Source organism: Streptomyces sp. NPDC002671 (assembly GCF_053592475.1).
Map to the genome: position 1 here is coordinate 337,378 of NZ_JBSFVU010000004.1, position 19,564 is coordinate 356,941.

Here is a 19,564-nt window from a genome sequence, read left to right on the forward strand (position 1 = left end):
CAGTCGTCATCCCGTTCCCTTCTCGGAGGATTCCATGGGCACCGTATCCCCGCCCGACACCTGGATGTACACCCTTCGCCTGCCCCATGATCCTCGCGCGGCACGCGTCGCACGTATGACCGTACGGGCGGCACTCAGCAGTCATGGCAGAACCGAAGTCCTGGACGCCGTAGAGCTGTTGACGTCGGAGCTGGTCACCAACACCTATCGACACACCCGCGGCCCCGCCTCCCTGCGGCTCACCGCCCTCGTGGACGGGCGGTTGCGGGTCGGGGTCTGGGACAGTCATCCATCGATCCCCGCGCCCTTTGGTGAGCCGCCCCGGGATCGTGTCCCGCCCGCCCCGATGGAAGCCGAAAGAGGGCGTGGGCTGCAGCTCGTGCAGGAGTACGCCGACTCGTGGGGCGGCCGGCCCATCGGGGACGGGCCGCTCGACCGCGGTGCCGGGAAGCTGCTGTGGTTCGAGGTGGGCGGGCGGCGAGCCGAGGGGGCGCGGAGGGCCGTTGCGTGACGTGCAGGTGAGCAGGGGCCCAGGCCGCCGCCTCCTCACACATCCGAGTACTTCGCGTCCGCCGACGGGTCCAGCGCCAGCCGGTACCCCCGCTTCACCACCGTCTGGATCAGCTTCGGTGCCCCAAGGGCCGTACGGAGGCGGGCCATCGCCGTCTCCACCGCGTGTTCGTCGCGGCCGGTGCCCGGGAGGGCGCGGAGGAGGTCGGCGCGGGCGACCACCCAGCCGGGGCGGCGGGACAGGGCTCGGAGGAGGGACATGCCGGCCGGGGGGACCGGGCGCAGTTCGCCGTCGACCAGGACCGCGTGGCCCCTTATCTCCAGCTGGTGGCCTGCCACCGGCAACGCCCTTGCCCGGCCCGGCAGTTCCTGGCAGAGGAGTTGCACGAGGGGGCCCAGGCGGAAGCGTTGGGGCTGGACGGTTTCCACACCGTGTGCCTCCAAAGGCACCGCCGTCACCGGGCCTACGCACGCGGGTACCACGTCGTGGGAGAGGGCGGTCAGCAGCTCGGCCAGCAGGCCCCGCTTCTCCGCCCGGGAGAGGAGGGAGGCCGCAGCCGGGGCGCTCGTGAAGGTGAGTGCGTCCAGGCCGCGGGAGACGGCCGCGTCCAGCAGGCGGTCCACCGGGGCGAGGTCCTCCGGGGGGCGCCAGCGGTAGACAGGTACGGGAACTACCTCCGCTCCGGCCGCCGTCAGCGACTCCACGAAGCCCGGCAGTGGCTCCCCGTGCAGTTGTACGGCGATGCGCCGTCCGCAGACGCCCTCCTCCAGGAGCCGGTCGAGTACTTCCGCCATCGAGTCGCTCGACGGCGACCACTCCTCCGTCAGCCCGGCGGCCCGCACGGCACCCTTCACCTTGGGGCCGCGGGCGAGCAGCTCGACCCCGCGCAGCCGTGCGATCAGCGGCTCGCCGAGCCCCCAGCCGTCGGCCGCCTCGATCCAGCCGCGGAAGCCGATGGCGGTGGTGGCCACCACCACGTCGGGCACCTGGTCGATGATCCCCTTGGTCGCGGCGAGCAGTTCGCCGTCGTCGGCGAGGGGCACGATGCGCAGGGCGGGCGCGTACAGGACCGTTGCGCCGCGCCGCTGGAGAAGGGCGCCCAGTTCGTCGGCGCGGCGGGCGGCGGTCACGCCCACGGTGAACCCCGCGAGGGGACTCTTTTCCGTTCGCTGCTGTACTGCGGACATGGCTTCGTACATGGCTCTCGTCCCGCATTCGCGTTGTCGTACTGGATGCGGGTAGCGGCACCCGCATGCCGATCGAGCCTGTCAACGGCTCGTGACAGGCTCGGTTCGGCTTTATGTCCCCGGTGTTACGTCACACCTCGGCGTAGCTGAGCTGGGCGTTTGCTTCTGTGGCAGCTGTGGCCTGCGTCCCACCGGCCGGGCGGCGAAGGTATACGGCCCAGGTGACCATGAAACACACAGCGTAGAAGGCGAGGAAGGCGACGAAAGCTCCGGTGCCGGAGCCGTAGGAGAGGAAGGACTGCCGGAAGGCGAGGTTGATGCCGACGCCGCCGAGCGCGCCCACCGCGCCGATGAGGCCCATGGAGGCTCCGGAGAGCCGTCGGCCGTAGGTCGCCGCTTCCTCACCCGTCAGCCCCTTGGCCAGGGCCTTCGCCTGGAAGATGCCGGGGATCATCTTGTACGTCGACCCGTTGCCGAGCCCGCTGAGCACGAACAGGACGACGAAGACGGTAACGAAGAGAGGAAGCGACTTCCGCATGCTGGCCACGATCAGTACGGCGGTCGCGGCGGCCATGCCTACGTAGTTGTAGAGGGTGATCCGGGCCCCGCCGTAGCGGTCGGCGAGCCAGCCGCCGACCGGGCGGATCAGGGAGCCGAGCAGCGGGCCGATGAAGGTGAGGTACGCGGCCTGGAGCGGGGTCCGCCCGAACTGGTTGGTGAGCACCTGTCCGAAGGCGAAGCTGTAGCCGATGAACGAGCCGAAGGTGCCGATGTAGAGGAAGGACATGATCCAGGTGTGGGCGTCCTTGGCTGCGTCCTTCGCGGCCCCCGTGTCGTTCTTCACTGAGGAGAGGTTGTCCATGAAGAGCGCGGCGAGGACGGCAGCGACGACGATCAGCGGGATGTAGATCCCGAGCAGCACGCGCGGGCCGCCGTTCGCGCCGATGATGGCGAGCGCGACTAGCTGGATGACGGGCACGCCGATGTTGCCGCCACCGGCGTTGAGTCCGAGCGCCCAGCCCTTCTTCTTCAGCGGGAAGAAGGCGTTGATGTTGGTCATGGAGGAGGCGAAGTTGCCCCCGCCGACCCCGGCGAGCAGCCCGATCCACAGGAAGGTGGAGAAGGAGGTTCCCGGCTTCATCACCGCGAACGCGGCGATGGTCGGTACGAGCAGCAGAGTGGCGGAGATGATCGTCCAGTTCCGGCCGCCGAAGACGGCGACGGCGAAGGTGTAGGGCACCCGGACGACGGCGCCGACCAGCGTGACCATGGACGTGAGCAGGAACTTGTCGGCCGGGGTGAGCCCGTACTTGGGCCCCATGAACAGGACGAGCACGGACCACATGGCCCAGATCGAGAAGCCGATGTGCTCGGAGAGCACGGAGAAGAACAGGTTCCGGCGCGCGACCCGCTCGCCGGTGGCCTGCCAGAAGCCCTCGTCCTCCGGGTCCCAGTGTTCGATCCAGCGACCGCCGGTACGACGGGTTGAGGCTGGGGCTGCCATGACGCCTCCGGTTCTCCGGGTACTCGGGTCTGCCATCGTGTGTGACTGGACTCGAAGGTAGGCAGAGCGCGTTTCCTGCCTGTGGCTGCGGGTGACCGGAAGGGAACGTTGCTCTCACTTGCCCGCTAACGGGCCGGTGAGGGCCGGCCCGGCACCTCATCGATCCCAGCGCTCCCCGCGCCCATCACCTCGTCGTCCATGGCCGGAATCCACCCCCCGGCAGGCCGTCGTAGCCAGCCCTCCGTCCGGGCCAGCTCCGTCGCCGCCCGCCGCAGTGCGGTCAGGGCGGGGTGGGTCAGGCCCTTGCGCCAGACCAGGGAGACCGGGGAGAGGGGGACGGGGTCGGTCAGGGGGCGCAGGACCGTGCGGGGCATGGGAGGGAAGTCCCGCACGGCCAGGACCGGGTTGCGGGTCTTGGCCATGATGCGCTCGAACTCCTCGTCCCCGACCGCCAGGGGCAGGGGTGGGGCCACGCGGATGTTCCGGGGCTCGAAGAGGTTACGGGCCAGGTCGGTCCACTCCCGGGTGCGGGGGTTGCCGGCACCGGCGTACACCGTCTCCCCGGCCAGCGCGGACAGGGGCACCGTCGGCAGGGCGGCCAGGTGGTGGTCTTCGGGGAGGACCACGGCCATCGGTTCGTAGCGGACCGGCTGGTGTGCCAGGGCCGAGCGCAGGGACGCGTCCAGGCCGGCATAGCGGCCGAAGGAGGCGTCCAGCCGGCCGGCCAGCAGTTCGGCCGCCGCTCCCGTGAGTCCGCTCTCGTAGCGGGCCATCAGCTCGCAGTCCGGGGCGAGTTCGCGGGCCCGGTGCAGCACACGGCGGCCGGTGGCGAGGCCCGGCGAGTTGAGGTCGACCAGCAGCGGCCGGGCCTGTCCGGAGGCGAACGCGGCGAGCAGGTCGTCCTGGGCGGCGAGGACCCGGCGGGCGTGCGGCAGCAGGCGCTCGCCGTCGGCGGTGAGCGTCACCTGCCGGGTGGTCCGTACGAACAGCTCGGCGCCCAGCTCCCGTTCGAGGCGCCGTACGTCCCGGCTGAGCGCCTGCTGGGCGACGTACAGGCGGGCCGCGGCCCGGGTGAAGTGCAGCTCCTCGGCGACGGCGAGGAACGCGCGCAGCAGGCGGGGGTCTATGTGGGCGGGGGCGGCGGGCATGGCGGTCAACTTACAACGCGGGTGCGTGAATCGGCGCGGGGAAGGTGTTGGACGCGGTGATCCACTCGGGGCGAGTGTGGAGCCATGCCGCAACAGACCGCCGAAGACAGCCGAATACACCACAGACAGGAGCAATTCACCGGATATCGCCGCCTGTTTGCCCTGCCCGGCACCCGTGCCTTCACCGTCGGCAACCTCCTCGCCCGCCTCCCGATGGGCATGTTCTCCGTCAGCGCGGTCGTGATGATCGCCGGGTCCCGGGGCTCGTACGCCCTCGCCGGTGGCGTCACCGCGACCGGTCTCGCGGCGACCGCGGTGGCCGGGCCCTGGCTGGCGCGGCTCGTCGACCGGCACGGGCAGGCGCGGGTCGCCGTACCGGCGACGCTCACCGCGGTGCTGGGCAGCCTCGCGCTGCTGCTGTGCGTGCGCTGCGGCGCCCCGGACTGGACCCTGTTCGCCGCGTACGCGGCCACGGCGGGCACACCCAACATCGGTGGCCTGTCCCGCGCCCGCTGGGCCCATCTGCTGCGCGACGACCCGGGCGCGCTGCACACCGCGAACTCCTTCGAGCAGGCCGCCGACGAGCTGTGCTTCATGCTCGGGCCGGTGCTGGCCTCCTTCCTGACCGGCACGTTCTTCCCGGAGGCGGGCACGCTCGTGGGGGCCGGGCTGCTGCTGGCCGGGATGCTCGCCTTCTGCGCGCAGCGGGCGACCGAGCCGCCGCCCCGGGCCCGGTCGAAGGCCCCGTCCCCACTGCGCAGCCCCGGCATGCCGCCGCTGCTGGCCTGCTGCACGGCCACCGGCGCGGTGTTCGGCTCTATGGAGGTCGTCACGATCGCGTACGCCGACGCTCAGGGCCATCGCGCGGCGGCCGGGGTCGTGCTCGCCCTCCAGGCCGCGGGCTCCTGTGCGGCGGGGCTGCTGTACGGGGCGCTGAAGCCGGCCGGTCTCCGCCTCTCCCACTGCCTGTCGGCCATGGCCGCGCTGCTGTGCCTGCCCTGGCTCGCCGCCGCGACCGCGGGCTCGCTGCCGGTGCTGGCGGGGGCGCTGCTGGTGGCGGGCATGGCGACCGCGCCGACGATGGTGACCGCGATGACCCTGGTGCAGCAGCGCACCCCGGCCGACCGCCTCAACGAGGGCATGAGCCTGGTCGTCACCGGTCTGCTCACCGGCATCGCCTGCGGCTCGGCGGCCGGCGGCTGGGCGGCACAGCACCTGTCCCCCACCACCGCCTTCGCCGTACCGGCCGCGGCGGCGGGTGCGGCGGCGGTCGTCAACTGGGTTGCCCAGCGGGCACGGCAAAGGCCCCGCCGCTAGAAGCGACGGGGCCTTTGCCCACATGGGGTACCCCCGGAGGGGCGTCGTGGAGATGGCGGGAATCGAACCCGCGTCCAACGGTGCGGAATCAGGGCTTCTCCGTGTGCAGTTCGCTACGAGTTTCTCGGCCCCGGAGATCACGCGAACAAGTCTCCGACGGGCTCAGTCACTGTTAGATTTCCCTCTTCACCCCGTGACCGGGATCAAGGTTTAGTTCCCTAGCTGATGCCAGGATCCGGGTCGGGAACAGCCCCGGGCTGACACTTCGCAAGTCGCTACTTAGGCAGCGAGGGCGAAGGAATCGCGCTTGGTGTTGGCGATTATTTTTTGCGACATATGGTTTACGAGATCATTGCCGCTTCCTCGACACGCTTCCCCTGCTTCGACAGCCGCTGTCGAAACCGATCATCCCCATGTTGATTTTTCAAACCCTCCGAGGAGGGGGCGTGCACCCTCTGTGAGGTGCAGATGCCATCGTACGTGAACAACGCGTGGCTGTGCCAGCGTATTCCCCGCTCAGCCGCGCTGCCTCCGCTTCGCCGCCGCCATCGCGCGGTCCGACTCCCGCCGGTCCTGCTGCTCCCGCAGGGTCTGCCGCTTGTCGTACTCCTTCTTGCCTCGGGCGAGGGCGATCTCGGCCTTCGCCCGGCCGTCCTTGAAGTACAGCGCGAGGGGCACGATCGTGTGACCCGACTCCTGGACCTTGGACTCCAGCTTGTCGATCTCCTCGCGGTGCAGGAGCAGCTTGCGCTTGCGGCGCACGGAGTGGTTGGTCCAGGTGCCCTGGTGGTACTCGGGGATGTGGGCGTTGTGCAGCCACGCCTCGCCCCGGTCGATCTGGACGAAGCCGTCGGTCAGCGAGGTCCGCCCCTCACGCAGCGACTTGACCTCGGTGCCGGTCAGCACGATCCCGGCCTCGTAGGTGTCGACGATCGCGTAGTCGTGCCTGGCCTTCTTGTTCTGGGCGACGATCTTGCGCTTGCCGCCCTTCTCGCCGTCCCTGGCCTTCGCGGCCCCTCCGCCCTGCTTGGGCTGGGACTCCTTCGGTACGTACATTCCCTTGCTCATAGTGACGACATTTTCTCACCACACCAGGGGTGCGAGGGAAGCGTATTTAACGAGGGAAGCGTATTTAAGGGGACTGCGACAGTTCGAGGGGCCTACGACGGGTCGCCGAGGCCCGTCAGCACCGTCTCCGCCCGCTGCAGGGCCCGCGGGCCCGCCTCCAGGTCGGGGGTGATGCCCCGGCCGTCGACCGTGTGCCCGGAGGGCGTGCGGTAGTGGCCCACGGTCAGCTCGGCCACCGAGCCGTCGGGCAGGGCCGTCGGCATCTGGATGGAGCCCTTGCCGAAGGTGCGGGAGCCGATCACGACCGCGCGGCCCCGGTCCTGGAGGGCGCCGGTGAGCAGTTCGGCCGCGCTCATGGTGCCGCCGTCGACCACCGCGACCAGGGGTCGGGCGGTGTCGCCGCCGGGCTCGGCGTGCAGGGCGCGCTGGGCACCGTCGACGTCGTAGGTGGCGACCAGGCCGCCGTCGAGGAAGGCGGAGGCGGTGTCGACCGCCTCGGTGACCAGCCCGCCGGAGTTCCCGCGCAGGTCGAGCACGACGCCGGCGTCGGCCGGGGCGTGCCGCAGGGCGGTGTGGACGGCGGCGCCGGAGCCCTTGGTGAAGGCGGCGATCTTGATGACGGTGACCCCGCCGGGCAGCCTGCGGACCGTCACGGAGTCGGTGGAGAGCCTCGCCCGGCGCAGCGTCTCGGTCCACGCGTGCCTGCCGCGGTCGAGGCCCAGCGTGACCGTCGTACCGGCGGGCGCGTCATCCGCATCGCCGCGCAGCAGGGCGACCACGTCGGTGACCGGGCGCCCGTCGACCTTCGTGCCGTCGACGCTGCGCAGCCGGTCGCCCTTGCGGATCCCGGCGTCCGCGGCGGGCGAGCCGGGCTGCACCTTCGTCACCTGGATACGGCCGTCCCGCTCGCGCCGGGCCCACAGGCCGACGCCGGTGTACTGGCCGTCGAGGGCCTCCTGGAACTCCTGGTACTCGCCCTCGGAGTAGACGGCGCCCCAGCGGTCGCCGCTGCGGCTGACGACCCCCTCGGCGGCCTCCATCGGGGACGTGCCGTCGGCCAGCGCCTCGGCGGCGGCCTTCTGCACGGCCTGGTGCCGGGTGGCCGCGGGTGCCGGGCCGGAGACGGGCCTACGGGCCGGCTGCTCGGATTCCGGGAAGGAGCCGGTGGCGGCGCCGGCGACGAGCACGCTGGCGAAGACCAATGTCAGGGCGGCCCCGCGGCGGATGCGGCGGGGCTGGCAGAACAGGTCTCGGCCTGACATGGCGGTGAGTCTAGGACAACGCGAAGGGCCGTACGGACGGATGCCCGTACGGCCCTCTTGGGATGCGTCACACCTTCAGGTACTTGCGCAGAGCGAAGAACGCGGCAAGAGCCGGCATCAGCACGCTGGTCGCGAGGATCAGCGGAAGCTTGGTGAACACCGCGTCCCAGCCCACGAAGTTGATGAGGGTGAGCTTGTTGGCCAGGGCCATGCCGTGGTCGATGGTGAAGTACCGGCCGACCACCAGGAAGACGCAGGCGAGCCCGCCGCCGATCAGGCCGGCCACCGCGGCCTCCATGATGAACGGCGCCTGGATGTAGAAGCCCGAGGCACCGACCAGGCGCATGATCCCGGTTTCGCGCCGGCGGCTGAACGCCGAGACGCGCACGGTGTTGACGATCAGCAGCAGCGCCACGACCAGCATCAGCGCCATCACGCCGAGGGCCGCCCGGTTCATCAGGTTCAGCAGCCCGAAGAGGTTGTCCAGGATGCCCTTCTGGTCCTGCACCGACTGCACGCCGTCACGCCCGTTGAAGGCGGTCGCGATGACCTGGTACTTCTCCGGGTCCTTCAGCTTGATCCGGTACGACTCCTGCATCTGGTCGGGCGTCAGGGAGCCGGCCAGCGGGGAGTTGCCGAACTGCTCCTTGTAGTGCTTGTACGCCTCGTCCTGCGACTCGTACGTCACCTTCTGGACGACGGGCATCTTGTGCAGGTCGGCGAGGATCTGCTTCTTCTGGTCCTCGGTGACCGCACCCTTGGCGCAGTGCGGGTCCGACGTGGCGTCACTCTTGTTGCACAGGAAGATCGAGACGTTGACCTTGTCGTACCAGTAGCCCTTCATGGTGCTCACCTGGTCGCTCATCAGCAGCGAACCGCCGAAGAGGGCCAGGGACAGGGCGACGGAGACAATGACGGCGAAGGTCATCGTCAGATTGCGGCGGAGACCGACACCGATCTCCGACAGGACGAACTGGGCGCGCATGGCGTCGGGTTAAGCCTTTCCGTGGACGGTCGTCGGGCGGCGGTTACGGCTCAGTGCTGGTAGCCGTAGACACCGCGGGCCTGGTCGCGGACGAGGCGGCCCTTCTCCAGCTCGATGACGCGCTTGCGCATCTGGTCCACGATGTTCTGGTCGTGCGTCGCCATGATCACGGTGGTGCCCGTCCGGTTGATGCGGTCGAGCAGCTTCATGATGCCGACGGAGGTCTGCGGGTCGAGGTTGCCGGTGGGCTCGTCGCAGATGAGCAGCTTGGGCCGGTTGACGAAGGCCCGCGCGATGGCCACGCGCTGCTGCTCACCACCGGAGAGCTCGCCGGGCATCCGGTCCTCCTTGCCGCCGAGCCCGACGAGGTCGAGCACCTGCGGCACGGACTTGCGGATCTCACCGCGGGACTTGCCGATGACCTCCTGCGCGAAGGCCACGTTCTCCGCGACCGTCTTGTTGGGCAGGAGGCGGAAGTCCTGGAACACCGTCCCGAGCTGGCGGCGGATCTGCGGCACCTTCCAGTTGGAGACGCGCGCGAGGTCCTTGCCCAGAACGTGCACCTGGCCGTGGCTGCACCGCTCCTCGCGGAGGATGAGCCGCAGGAAGGTGGACTTTCCGGAGCCGGAGGACCCCACGAGGAAGCAGAACTCGCCCTTCTCCACCTCCAGGGAGACTTCCCTCAGGGCTGGGCGGGTCTGCTTGGGGTAGACCTTGGAGACATTGTCGAATCGGATCACGGATGCACCACGGGTCGCCGGGGGTAGATGTGCGTGACCATACGCGACCCGGGTGCACGAGTGCAGGGTCCGGTTGCGGTTGCGCGAGACTTGTGCGTTTTTGTACGGGACTGCTCCCGGCGTTTTGTACAGGCCTGCTCCTGGCCTTCGCCGGACGCCCGCGCTCTTTCCGGGGGAACCTGGCAGAGTGGGAGGGGAACGTTCTCGTTCCTCGAAGCGTTGTTGTGTGTGATGGCCGGTGCAAGGAGGGCGAGCGCATGACGTACGACCGGTTGGTGTGCGCGAACTGTGCTGCGCCCGTGAGCGAGGGCCGGTGCCCTGTGTGCCGTGCCAACCGCGAGCGACTGCAGCAGGAGGGCTTCTTCGCGGGGCTGAACCCGATGGCGCTGATCGCGCTCCTCGCGGTGCTGATCGCCGCGGTGGCACTGCTGGCGCACCAGACCGCCTAGAAGGCCGGAAGGACTGCGAAGGGCCCGGAGCGTGCAGCTCCGGGCCCTTCGACTTAGGTCGCGCGTACGCGGTGTGACCTTAGGGCCACGACCAGTGCGCTCAGACGGTCATCAGGCCGCCGCGCCGCCCCGGCCGTTCACCAGGCGCGGCAGGAAGCGGAAGCCGATGCCGCCGGCGATCATCGTCGCGGCACCGATCAGCAGGAACGCGGTCTGACCGGCACCGGTCTCGGCGAGCTGCTTGTCGCCGCCCTGGGCCGAGGTGTCGGAACCCGTGTCGGTGAGGGCCGAGGAGCCCTCCTCCTGGGAGGCGTTGTTGTTGCCGCCGTCGGGGGTGGTGTGGTTCCCGCCGGTGCTGGAGCCGCCGCCGGTGGTGCCACCGGTGCTGGAACCGCCGCCGGTGCCGTTGCCGCCCGAGCTTCCGTGGCCTCCGCCGTTGCCGCCGCCGGAGTTGCCGTTGCCGCCGTTGCCGTTGCCGCCGTCGGTGTTGCCACCGTTGCCGTTGCCACCGTTGGTGTTGCCCTGGGAGGTGCCCTGGGTCGTGCCCTGGCTCGTCCCCTGGGTCGTGCCCTGAGTGTCACCCTCGGTCGTCCCCTGGGTCGAGCCCTGGGTGTTGCCCTCGGTCGTGCCGACGGACGTGCCCTGGGTGTTGCCCTCGGTCGTGCCGACGGACGTGCCCTGGGTGTTGCCCTCGGTCGTGCCGACGGACGTGCCCTGGGTGTTGCCCTGGGTCGTCCCCACGGTCGAGCCCTGGGTGTTGCCCTCGGTCGTGCCGACGGACGTGCCCTGGGTGTTGCCCTCGGTCGTCCCCACGGAGGTGCCCTGGGTGTTGCCCTCGGTCGTCCCCACGGAGGTGCCCTGGGTGTTGCCCTCGGTCACACCCACGGTCGAGCCCTCGGTGTTGCCCTCGGTCACACCCACGGTGGCACCGCCGGTGTTGCCACCGTCGTCGCCGTTGTCGCCGTCTTCGGTGCTCACGCCGATGTTGATCGGGCCCGCCTGCACATCGATGCCCGCGGCCGAAGCGGCTCCCGCGGCGGTCAGCGACGCACCGGCCGCGATCACGGCGCAGGCGGCTATCCGCGCGACCCGGATCCGCGTCTTCTTCGTCATGTGGTTGCTACCCCCAGTAGCTATTCGTCAATGAGGCGGTGCGTGGGGCCGGCCGTGATCGACGGAGGCAGCTGACGAAGCCGGAATTCATGTCCGTGTCGTCCCATTCCCCCGGTCCACATGCGCCCCAGAGACACGCATGCCACGCTTTACCCTTCCGATTTTTCAATGCAACGTCAAGGCCGTTGCGTGCGCAATGTCCGCATGGGGTGGCGTTTACGGGGAGTTGAGACCTGTGAGTGTGATGTAAAACCCAGACAAATGGCAACTGCCGCCACTCGGGCGGCAGTTGCCATGTCGACAAAGTTACTTCTCCTGCTGCTTGCGCCAGCGAATGCCGGCCTCCAGGAACCCGTCGATCTCACCGTTGAAAACGGACTCCGGGTTGCCCACTTCGTGCTCGGTGCGCAGGTCCTTGACCATCTGGTAGGGGTGCAGCACGTACGAACGCATCTGGTTGCCCCAGGAGTTTCCGCCGTCGCCCTTGAGGGCGTCCATCTTGGCCTGCTCCTCCTGGCGGCGCCGCTCCAGCAGCTTGGCCTGGAGGACGTTCATCGCGGTGGCCTTGTTCTGGATCTGCGACCGCTCGTTCTGGCAGGAGACCACGATGCCCGTGGGGAGGTGGGTGAGGCGCACCGCGGAGTCGGTGGTGTTCACGCCCTGACCGCCGGGACCGGAGGACCGGTACACGTCGACGCGCAGCTCGGACTCGTCGATCTCGATGTGGTCGGTCTGCTCGACGACGGGGAGCACCTCGACACCGGCGAAGGAGGTCTGCCGGCGCCCCTGGTTGTCGTAGGGCGAGATACGCACGAGGCGGTGGGTGCCCTGCTCCACGGAGAGGGTGCCGTAGGCGTACGGCGCCTGCACGGAGAACGTGGTCGACTTGATGCCGGCCTCTTCCGCGTACGACGTCTCGATCAGCTCGGTCTTGTAGCCGCGCTGCTCGGCCCAGCGCAGGTACATGCGCTGAAGCTTCTCGGCGAAGTCGGCGGCGTCGACGCCACCGGCCTCGGCGCGGATGTTCACGAGCGCCTCGCGGGAGTCGTACTCACCGCTGAGGAGCGTCCGGACCTCCATCTCGTCCAGCGCCTTCTTCACGGAGGCCAGCTCGGACTCGGCCTCGGCGCGGGTGTCCGGGTCGTCCTCCTCCTCGGCCATCTCGAAGAGCACGGCGAGATCGTCGATCCGGCCGCGCAGCGCCTCCGCCTTCCTGACCTCGGCCTGGAGGTGGGAGAGCTTGCTGGTGATCTTCTGCGCTTCGTCCGGGTTGTCCCACAGGGACGGCGCCGCAGCCTGCTCCTCGAGCACGGCGACATCTGCCCTCATCGCATCGAGGTCCAGGACGGCCTCGATCGACTCCATGGTCGAGGAGAGGGACTTCAGCTCTTCGGATACATCGACGACTGCCACGCCTCCAGCGTAACGGCTCCGCCGGGCAGCGAGGGCCGGGTACGCCCCAGCTACCAGGGCGCCCAGGAGGCGGAGCCCCCTGGGTGGGTCACGGGGTCGACGTGGTGTGGGTGTCCTGGGGTGGGTGGTCGTCGCCGCCGGACGAGGCCAGGTACGCGCCTACGGCCACTACCGCCGCCACGGCCACGCCGGCCACGCCGAGCGTCACCCTGCGGCGTCGTACCGCCACCCGGTGCCGGGCCGAGCCCGGGCGGGGGGTGCCGGAGGCTCGGGGGGCGCGGGCCGTTCCGTGGGCACCGCCGGCCAGCTCGTCCGCTCCCGGCACCCTCATCGACGTATGCGTGTCCCGGTTGGAGTCCGGCTTGGCTCCCGGCACCAGGGACACCGCTCCTCGCCGCCGTACCGGCTCGCCTTCGACGGGAGTCGACGGGGGCCGAACCTCCTCCGCCGCCTCCTCGGCGGGCTCCGCGTCCGGCTCGTCCACGTCCAGCGGCGGCATCCCGGCCAGCAGCGGCAGCTGCTCGCGCAGCCGGGCCGCCAGCTCCGAGGCGCGCAGCCGGGAGGCCGGGGCCTTGGCCAGGCACTGCACGAGCAGCTGCCACAGCTCCTCGGGGATGCCCGGCAGCGGTACGACGGTCTCGGTCACGTGACGGCGCAGCACCGCGCCCGGGTGGCCGCCGCCGAAGGGGGTGAAGCCCGCGAGCAGCTCGTACAGGACTGTGGCCAGGGCGTAGATGTCCACGGCGGCCCGCGGCGGCAGGCCCTCCACGATCTCCGGCGCCAGGTAGTCGGGCGTACCGATGATCTTCGTGGCGCGGGTCCGCTTCGGCGAGTCGATCAGCTTGGCCACGCCGAAGTCCGTCAGCAGCGCGGGGTGCGACCCGCCCGGTCCGAGCGGTCCGCGCATGTCCAGCAGCACGTTCTCGGGCTTGACGTCCCGGTGCACGACTCCGGCCGCGTGGGCCGCCGCCAGCCCGTCGGCGACGTCGGCGGCGATCGCCACGGCCGCCTCGGGGGAGAGCCGCCGCTCGCGCTCCAGGCGGGTGCGCAGATCCGTCCCGCGCACCAGGTCCATGACCAGCGCGAGGTCGTTGCCGTCGACCACCAGATCGCGCACCGACACGATGTGCGGGTGCTCCAGCCCGAGCAGCGCGGTGCGCTCCTGCACGAAGCGTCCGACGAGCTCCTGGTCGGAGGCGAGGTCCTCGCGCAGCAGCTTGATGGCGACGGGGCCGTCCGGTCCCTCGCCCAGCCACACCGTGCCGGCGCTCCCCCGGCCCAGGATCTGGTTCGCGGTGTACCGGCTGCCGATATTCCGTGCCAAGACTGCTCCTACCAGACGCGTGTTGTCGTAAAAACTACGCGTCCGACGAGCCAACCTTCACCGTGGGGACGGAAATCACCCGCCGGATGTCGACAAATCTCCAGACCGGCGATCAGTTGCCGGAGCCGGCCCTGCCCAGTTCCTTCATCCAGTGGCCGACCTGCCCGGCGAAGTGGGTCACCTCGTGCCAGTAGCCCCGGCCCTGGCCGACCCACGTGTGCAGCGGGGTCAGCTCCCAGATCAGCCAGCTCGCCACGACCAGGATGACGATCGTGAACAGGCAGCCCTTGAGGCAGCCGAGCCCGGGGATCTTCATCGGGTTGGCGCTGCGCTGCCGCGGCTCGCGGGGCTCACGCGCGGGCCGCTGCGGCTGCTGCTGCGGCTGCCGTGGCGGGGCGTACTGCTGGGGCTGCTGCTGCGGGTAGCCGTAGCCGGCCGGCGCGTGCTGCTGCCCGCGCGGCTGCGGACGCTGCGGGCGCGCCTGCGGGGCCTGGCGGGGCTGCTGCTGGGGCCGGGCCACCTGCCGCTGGGGGCGGCGGCGCAGCGGGTCCTCGTCCGGGTCGAGATACTGGATCTGCGTCTGCTCGTTGCGGTCCCGCGCGGCGCGCAGCTGGTTCTGCCAGGGGTGCGGCTGCTCGGGCTGCTGCCCCGGCTGGCCCGGCTGGCCCTGGGGCAGGACGGCCGTCGGGTCCGCCGCGCCGGTGTGCGGCAGGACGGCGGTGGGGTCGGCGGCGCCGGCCGGGCCGCCGGTGTGCGGCAGCACGCTCGTCGCCGCATTTGGATCGTGCTGGCCGTACGCCCCCTGCCGCGCGTTCGTCGGCAGCACCTGGGTCGGGTCGGCGGCGCCGGGCACGCCCGGTACGGCGGTCGGGGCCGGGTCGGGCGCGAGCAGGGCGCCCACGGCCTCGGCGGCGGCGATCTGGGCGGCGCTCGCGTGCACGCCGACGCCCTCGGCGACGACCCGCAGGCCGCGCGCGAGGTTCTCGGCGCTGGGCCGCTCGTCGGGGTTCTTGCGCAGGCAGCGTTCTATGACCGTCCACAGCGGGTCCGGGACGGTGGAGGGGCGGCGCGGCTCGGCGCTCAGGTGCTGGTGCAGCACTTCGAGGGCGGTGCTGCCGGCGAACGGCGGGTGGCCGGTGACCAGCTCGTACAGCAGGATGCCGGCGCCGTAGATGTCGACGGCGGAGGTCTGCGGACGGCCCTCGGCGCCCTCCGGCGCGACGTACGCGGGTGTGCCGACGAACTCCTGGGTCCGGGTCAGGCCCGGGGAGTCGGCGAGGCGGGCGATGCCGAAGTCGGTCAGCAGTGGGTGCATCTGGCCGTCGTTCTGCGCGAGCAGCACGTTGGCGGGCTTCAGGTCGCGGTGGACGACGCCGTCGGCGTGGCTCGCGGCGAGGGCGTCGGCGATCTGGGCGGTCAGCAGCGCGGCGGCGACCGGCGTGAAGGGGCCGTTCTCGCGCAGGTAGCGGTGCAGGTCGGGGCCGTCGACGAGGTCCATGACCAGGGCCAGCAGATCGCCCTCGACCACCAGGTCGCGGACCTGGACGATGTTCGGGTGAGTGAGGCGGAGCAGGACGGAGCGCTCGCGCAGGAAGCGCATCACGATGTCCGGGTCGCTCGCCAGCTCCTCCTTGAGGACCTTGATGGCGACCGTCTCGCCGGGCTGGCCGGGCACGGCCGCCTCGGCGCCCGCGGTCTCGCGCTGGCGGGCACGCCAGACGGTGCCTGTGGCGCCGCGTCCGAGCGGCTCCTCAAGCAGGTACTTGCTGCCGACTGGCCGCACGTCACGCGCTCCCTAACTGCTTGCTGCTGCTTCCGACCCACTGTAGTGCCGCCGTTGCGGACGTACGTATGCGTTGCCGAACAGGTTCGAAGGAAAGACGCTCGACTTGGTCCAGAGGTTGCCGGGGGCGGACGTGAGCGATCTCAAGTGATCGCTGGTGCGGTACTGGTCAGGCATTTTTAGGGGCAGAGCCGACCAATCAAGATCACTTGTCACCGGGTCCCGGGCAAGTTGTCAGTGGCAGGTGCGAGGATGCCCCCAGTACTGGCCGACGTGCTCGTGTGGGGTGGGGATGCAGATCCGGCTGACCGTCGTAGACCCGCTGGGCCCGCCCGCGCACCGGGGCCGTGCCGCGAGCCGCGACGTGCTGGTGACGGCGCCCGCGGGGACGGACCTGGCCGCGGTGGCGTCGGCGCTCGCCGCGGCGGTCACCGGGGAGAGCGGCGCGGGCCGCGAGCCCGGCGGCGCGCCGGTCGTGCTGTACGCCGGCACCGAGCGGCTGGACGCCCGCCGCAGCGCCCTCGGCGAGCCCCCGCTGGTCGACGGCGCCGTGCTGTCCCTGGGCGCCCCGGCGGCCCCCGAACCGCATCCCGAACTGGACGACGCCCCGGCCCAGTTGCACGTGGTCGCGGGTCCGGACGCGGGCGGCGTCCATCTGCTGCACGGCGGCCGGATCACCGTGGGCCGCTCCGCCGACGCCGACGTCCCGCTGGACGACCCGGACGTCTCCCGGCTGCACTGCGCGGTCACGGTCACCACCGACGGCCACGTCTCGGTGACCGACCTCGGCTCCACGAACGGTACGGCGCTCGACGGCAACCGCGTCGGCGAGCGGCCGGTGCGGTTCCCTGCCGGGGCGCTGCTGCGGATCGGCGAGTCCGCGTTGCGGGTCACTCCATGCCCAGGGCCCGGGGCCCGGGTGCGGACGGTGGCGGACGGCGAGGGGTGCGTGCGGGTCGCTCCGCAGGGTGGGGGTGCCGGTGTGGATGCCGGTGCGTCGTCGGGTGCGGGGGGCCCTGGTGGCGGCCTGGCGCCGTCGGCGGCTGCCGAGGGAGTCTCCGGGTTCGCCCCTCACGCGTACGGCACGGCGGACTGGGGCGTCCCGGGTGCGGGCACCCATGAGCACGAGCGCGCGCAGGCGCACGTCGTACCGGGGCAGGCCGGAGCGCCGAGCATCGAGAGCCGGGGCGGGGACACCCATGGCGGACGCTTCGGAGTCACCGGCGGTCAGCTCCTGCCCGGCGCGTACGAGGACAGCGAACCCGGCACGCGCAGAACCGAAGCCCCCCAGGGCGCCCGGCGGCGCGGCGGGCTCGGCGCGTGGGCGCGGCGGCTGGCCGGCGGGCGTGCGGAGCAGACGGCGGCCGGGGCGGAGACCTACGGCGCCCCGGCCACGGGTGCGGACGAGGCCCCGGCGGCCGGTGTCCCCCAGCAGCCGGAGACCTGGCCGGACCCGGCCGCGGTGCTGCTGACGGCGCTGGGTCCCGGGCCCCGGTTGTGGGAGCGGGGAGCGGGGCACCCGGAGGCGCTCACCGTGCGGCTCGGCACGGCCGACCGGAGCGCACCCGACGGCTCGGGCGTGCTGCCCGCCGTACCGGTCACCGCGGCGCTGCGCGAGGCGGGCGCGCTGGGCCTGGCCGGTCCGCGCCCCCGGCTGTCCGGGCTGGCCCGCGCGGTACTGGCCCAGCTCGCCGCGCTGCACTCCCCCGACCAGCTGGAGATCGTGCTGATCAGCGCCGACCGGGCCCGCCCGGTGGAGGAGCGGACGGCCGAGTGGTCCTGGCTGGGCTGGCTCCCGCACGTCCGTCCCGGCCACGGCCAGGACTGCCGCCTGCTGCTGGCCTACGACCGCGAACAGGCGGCGGCCCGCACGGAGGAACTGCTGCGCCGGATCGAGGACCACGCGGCCACGGGCAGGACCGCGGCTCACCCGACACCGCCCCGCGCCCCGGCACCGGAGGCGCACACCGACGCGTACCCCCACCCCGGCGCGCCCTCCGCCCCCACCCGTCGCCCCTCCTGGGCCAAGGACGAGGCCGGTCTGGACGGTCCCGCCGGATTCCCGGGCCCCTACACCGTCGTCATCGTGGACGGTGACCCCGGCGGAGCCTCCCTGCAGGAGGCCGTCGCGCGGCTGGCCGCGGCCGGGCCGCGGGCCGGGGTTCATGTGGTGTGCCTCGCCGAGACGGAGCCCGTATCGCCCGCCTCGCCGGTGGCGCGGTCGTACGAGGCCGCGTGCGCGGTCACGCCCACCTTCCGGCACTGCGGGGCCGTCGCACTGCTCAGTGGGGACATAGCCACCGCGCTGCACCTGATGCGCGTCGCACCGACCGGCCCGGTCGGCCACGGGACGCTCGCCGCGGTCGATGCCGTCTCCGTCGCCTGGGCGGAGCGGTTCGCGCGAGCCCTGGCGCCGCTGCGCCCGGACGGGCCCGTCGGCGTCGGTGAGCGGCACGCGCGCGTGGCGACGCCGCTGCCGCTGTCCGCGCGGCTGCTGGACGAGCTGGGGCTCGCCCGCGCCACCCCGGCCTCGCTGATGGCCCGCTGGGCGGACGCGGCCGACGACAGGCAGTCGCTGGGCGGACGGGCGCGGGCCGTCCTCGGCGCCGGGCCGCGGGGTCCGGTCACCGCCGACCTGGTGGCCGACGGGCCCCATCTGCTGATCGAGGGGCCCGCCGGCAGCGGCCGTACCGAACTGCTGCGGGCCGTCGTGGCCTCGCTGGCCGCCGCCGAGCGGCCCGACCGGCTGGGCGTGGTGCTGATAGACGGCCGCGACGGCGTCGGCATGGGCGCCGGGCACGGCGACGGCCTGCGCGTGTGCACGGACATACCGCATGTGACGACCCACCTCATCGCCAACGACCCCGTGCGCATGCGGGAGTTCGCGCAGTCGCTGAGCGCCGAGCTGAAGCGGCGCGCGGAGCTGCTGGGCCGCACGGACTTCACGCAGTGGCACACGGGCCGCGAGGTGTCGAGCCGTATCGTCGCGCAGCGCGCCCCCCAGCAGGGCGCGTCCGGCACCGGGGAGATAGAGGCGCCGCCCAGCTCCACGCTGCGCCTGCGGCCCGGCGCCGCCGCGCGGCAACGGGCGGAGGCGGCACCGCCGTTGCCCCGGCTCGTGGTGGTCGTCGACGACCTCGACGCGCTGGTCTCGCCCGCGCTCGGCTCGCCGGGCCGGCCCGCCGCCGGGTCGGTGATGCGGGCGCTGGAGGCGGTCGCCCGGGAGGGTGAGCGGCTCGGCGTGCACCTGGTCGCGGCGGCCGGGGCGGGCGGCCGTACGGCGGAGACGGAACCGGCGCGCCGGGCCGCGCTGCGCATCACGCTGGACGCCCCCGCGTCCGGCCGTGCGGGCGCCGCGCTGTCCGAGGCGGGCCGGGAGGCCGGGGGCGAACCGGCGCCGGGGCGTGGGCGGCTGTCGTACGCGGACGGGCAGGGCCTACCGTTCCAGGGCGGCCGGGTGACGGGCCGTATCCCGCGCACGGCGACCCAGCGGCCCACGGTCGTCGCGCTGGAGTGGCAGCGCATGGGCGATCCGCCGACCCGGCGGCCCGTGCGCGAACTGGGCAACGGCCCCACCGACCTGGCCCTGCTGGCGAGCGCGGTGGAGCGGGCGGCCCGGGAGGTCTCCGCGGCCGAGGTGCCCTCGCTGCTGTAACCCGGCGTAACTCGAAGGAGTTCACTGGCGTAACTCGAAAAAGCACTCAAGAGCACGCATACACCCTCGGTCACGAGCCGGTCACGATCACCCATTCGGCCCCGT

General features: G+C 71.9%; 15 protein-coding genes and 1 other RNA gene. 4 read left to right on the forward strand and 12 right to left on the reverse strand.

Annotated elements, in window-relative coordinates:
* Positions 1–34: 34 nt before the first annotated feature.
* Complete coding sequence (locus ACWD35_RS08425; RefSeq protein ID WP_451350373.1) at positions 35–511, forward strand: ATP-binding protein; 477 nt, start codon at positions 35–37, stop codon at positions 509–511.
* 35 nt (positions 512–546) lie between these two features.
* On the opposite strand, the gene ACWD35_RS08430 is transcribed toward ACWD35_RS08425, so the two are convergent.
* The 3 genes from ACWD35_RS08430 to ACWD35_RS08440 form a co-directional block, all read right to left on the reverse strand.
* Positions 547–1,698, reverse strand: a complete 1,152-nt coding sequence (locus ACWD35_RS08430) for a uroporphyrinogen-III synthase (RefSeq protein WP_451350374.1) — start codon at positions 1,696–1,698, stop codon at positions 547–549.
* A 130-nt stretch (positions 1,699–1,828) separates the two neighbouring features.
* Complete coding sequence (locus ACWD35_RS08435) at positions 1,829–3,202, reverse strand: nitrate/nitrite transporter (protein WP_451350375.1); 1,374 nt, start codon at positions 3,200–3,202, stop codon at positions 1,829–1,831.
* Positions 3,203–3,327: 125 nt separating this feature from the next.
* A complete protein-coding gene (locus ACWD35_RS08440; protein ID WP_451350376.1) occupies positions 3,328–4,350 on the reverse strand; it encodes a LysR family transcriptional regulator in 1,023 nt (340 codons plus the stop codon).
* Positions 4,351–4,434: 84 nt separating this feature from the next.
* On the opposite strand from ACWD35_RS08440, the gene ACWD35_RS08445 reads away from it, so the two are divergent.
* Positions 4,435–5,667, forward strand: coding sequence for an MFS transporter (locus ACWD35_RS08445; protein ID WP_451350377.1), 1,233 nt, complete (start codon positions 4,435–4,437; stop codon positions 5,665–5,667).
* Between the two features lie 44 nt (positions 5,668–5,711).
* Here the strand turns inward: ACWD35_RS08445 and ssrA are convergent.
* The 5 genes from ssrA to ftsE form a co-directional block, all read right to left on the reverse strand.
* Positions 5,712–6,080: a transfer-messenger RNA gene (gene ssrA / locus ACWD35_RS08450) on the reverse strand.
* A gap of 103 nt (positions 6,081–6,183) precedes the next feature.
* A complete protein-coding gene (gene smpB, locus ACWD35_RS08455) occupies positions 6,184–6,723 on the reverse strand; it encodes an SsrA-binding protein SmpB (RefSeq protein ID WP_451350436.1) in 540 nt (179 codons plus the stop codon).
* 104 nt (positions 6,724–6,827) lie between these two features.
* Positions 6,828–7,997, reverse strand: coding sequence for a S41 family peptidase (locus tag ACWD35_RS08460; RefSeq protein WP_451350378.1), 1,170 nt, complete (start codon positions 7,995–7,997; stop codon positions 6,828–6,830).
* Positions 7,998–8,064: 67 nt separating this feature from the next.
* Positions 8,065–8,982 (reverse strand): permease-like cell division protein FtsX, encoded by a 918-nt coding sequence (gene ftsX / locus ACWD35_RS08465; RefSeq protein WP_451350379.1) that lies wholly within the window; start codon positions 8,980–8,982, stop codon positions 8,065–8,067.
* Between the two features lie 50 nt (positions 8,983–9,032).
* The gene (gene ftsE, locus ACWD35_RS08470; RefSeq protein WP_451350380.1) at positions 9,033–9,722 is read right to left on the reverse strand and encodes a cell division ATP-binding protein FtsE; all 690 of its coding nucleotides are present in this window, start codon (positions 9,720–9,722) and stop codon (positions 9,033–9,035) included.
* Positions 9,723–9,979: 257 nt separating this feature from the next.
* On the opposite strand from ftsE, the gene ACWD35_RS08475 reads away from it, so the two are divergent.
* Positions 9,980–10,171, forward strand: coding sequence for a hypothetical protein (locus tag ACWD35_RS08475; RefSeq protein WP_067001570.1), 192 nt, complete (start codon positions 9,980–9,982; stop codon positions 10,169–10,171).
* 111 nt (positions 10,172–10,282) lie between these two features.
* Here the strand turns inward: ACWD35_RS08475 and ACWD35_RS08480 are convergent, their stop codons facing one another.
* The 4 genes from ACWD35_RS08480 to ACWD35_RS08495 all read right to left on the reverse strand — a co-directional run bounded on the left by ACWD35_RS08480 (position 10,283) and on the right by ACWD35_RS08495 (position 15,804).
* Positions 10,283–11,284 (reverse strand): hypothetical protein, encoded by a 1,002-nt coding sequence (locus ACWD35_RS08480; RefSeq protein ID WP_451350381.1) that lies wholly within the window; start codon positions 11,282–11,284, stop codon positions 10,283–10,285.
* A gap of 306 nt (positions 11,285–11,590) precedes the next feature.
* Positions 11,591–12,697, reverse strand: a complete 1,107-nt coding sequence (gene prfB, locus ACWD35_RS08485) for a peptide chain release factor 2 (RefSeq protein ID WP_451350382.1) — start codon at positions 12,695–12,697, stop codon at positions 11,591–11,593.
* Between the two features lie 88 nt (positions 12,698–12,785).
* The gene (locus tag ACWD35_RS08490; RefSeq protein ID WP_451350383.1) at positions 12,786–14,021 is read right to left on the reverse strand and encodes a serine/threonine-protein kinase; all 1,236 of its coding nucleotides are present in this window, start codon (positions 14,019–14,021) and stop codon (positions 12,786–12,788) included.
* 112 nt (positions 14,022–14,133) lie between these two features.
* Complete coding sequence (locus ACWD35_RS08495) at positions 14,134–15,804, reverse strand: serine/threonine-protein kinase (RefSeq protein WP_451350384.1); 1,671 nt, start codon at positions 15,802–15,804, stop codon at positions 14,134–14,136.
* Positions 15,805–16,096: 292 nt separating this feature from the next.
* On the opposite strand from ACWD35_RS08495, the gene ACWD35_RS08500 reads away from it, so the two are divergent.
* A complete protein-coding gene (locus ACWD35_RS08500) occupies positions 16,097–19,459 on the forward strand; it encodes an FHA domain-containing protein (RefSeq protein WP_451350385.1) in 3,363 nt (1,120 codons plus the stop codon).
* Positions 19,460–19,564: the final 105 nt, after the last annotated feature.

Excerpts from the sequence above, each read along its gene's own strand:
- ACWD35_RS08425 (WP_451350373.1), top strand. The coding sequence starts at position 35 with ATGGGCACCGTATCCCCGCCCGACACCTGGATGTACACCCTTCGCCTG.
- ACWD35_RS08430 (WP_451350374.1), bottom strand. The coding sequence starts at position 1,698 with ATGTCCGCAGTACAGCAGCGAACGGAAAAGAGTCCCCTCGCGGGGTTC.
- ACWD35_RS08435 (WP_451350375.1), bottom strand. The coding sequence starts at position 3,202 with ATGGCAGCCCCAGCCTCAACCCGTCGTACCGGCGGTCGCTGGATCGAA.
- ACWD35_RS08440 (WP_451350376.1), bottom strand. The coding sequence starts at position 4,350 with ATGCCCGCCGCCCCCGCCCACATAGACCCCCGCCTGCTGCGCGCGTTC.
- ACWD35_RS08445 (WP_451350377.1), top strand. The coding sequence starts at position 4,435 with ATGCCGCAACAGACCGCCGAAGACAGCCGAATACACCACAGACAGGAG.
- smpB (WP_451350436.1), bottom strand. The coding sequence starts at position 6,723 with ATGTACGTACCGAAGGAGTCCCAGCCCAAGCAGGGCGGAGGGGCCGCG.
- ACWD35_RS08460 (WP_451350378.1), bottom strand. The coding sequence starts at position 7,997 with ATGTCAGGCCGAGACCTGTTCTGCCAGCCCCGCCGCATCCGCCGCGGG.
- ftsX (WP_451350379.1), bottom strand. The coding sequence starts at position 8,982 with ATGCGCGCCCAGTTCGTCCTGTCGGAGATCGGTGTCGGTCTCCGCCGC.
- ACWD35_RS08475 (WP_067001570.1), top strand. The coding sequence starts at position 9,980 with ATGACGTACGACCGGTTGGTGTGCGCGAACTGTGCTGCGCCCGTGAGC.
- ACWD35_RS08480 (WP_451350381.1), bottom strand. The coding sequence starts at position 11,284 with ATGACGAAGAAGACGCGGATCCGGGTCGCGCGGATAGCCGCCTGCGCC.
- ACWD35_RS08500 (WP_451350385.1), top strand. The coding sequence starts at position 16,097 with ATGCAGATCCGGCTGACCGTCGTAGACCCGCTGGGCCCGCCCGCGCAC.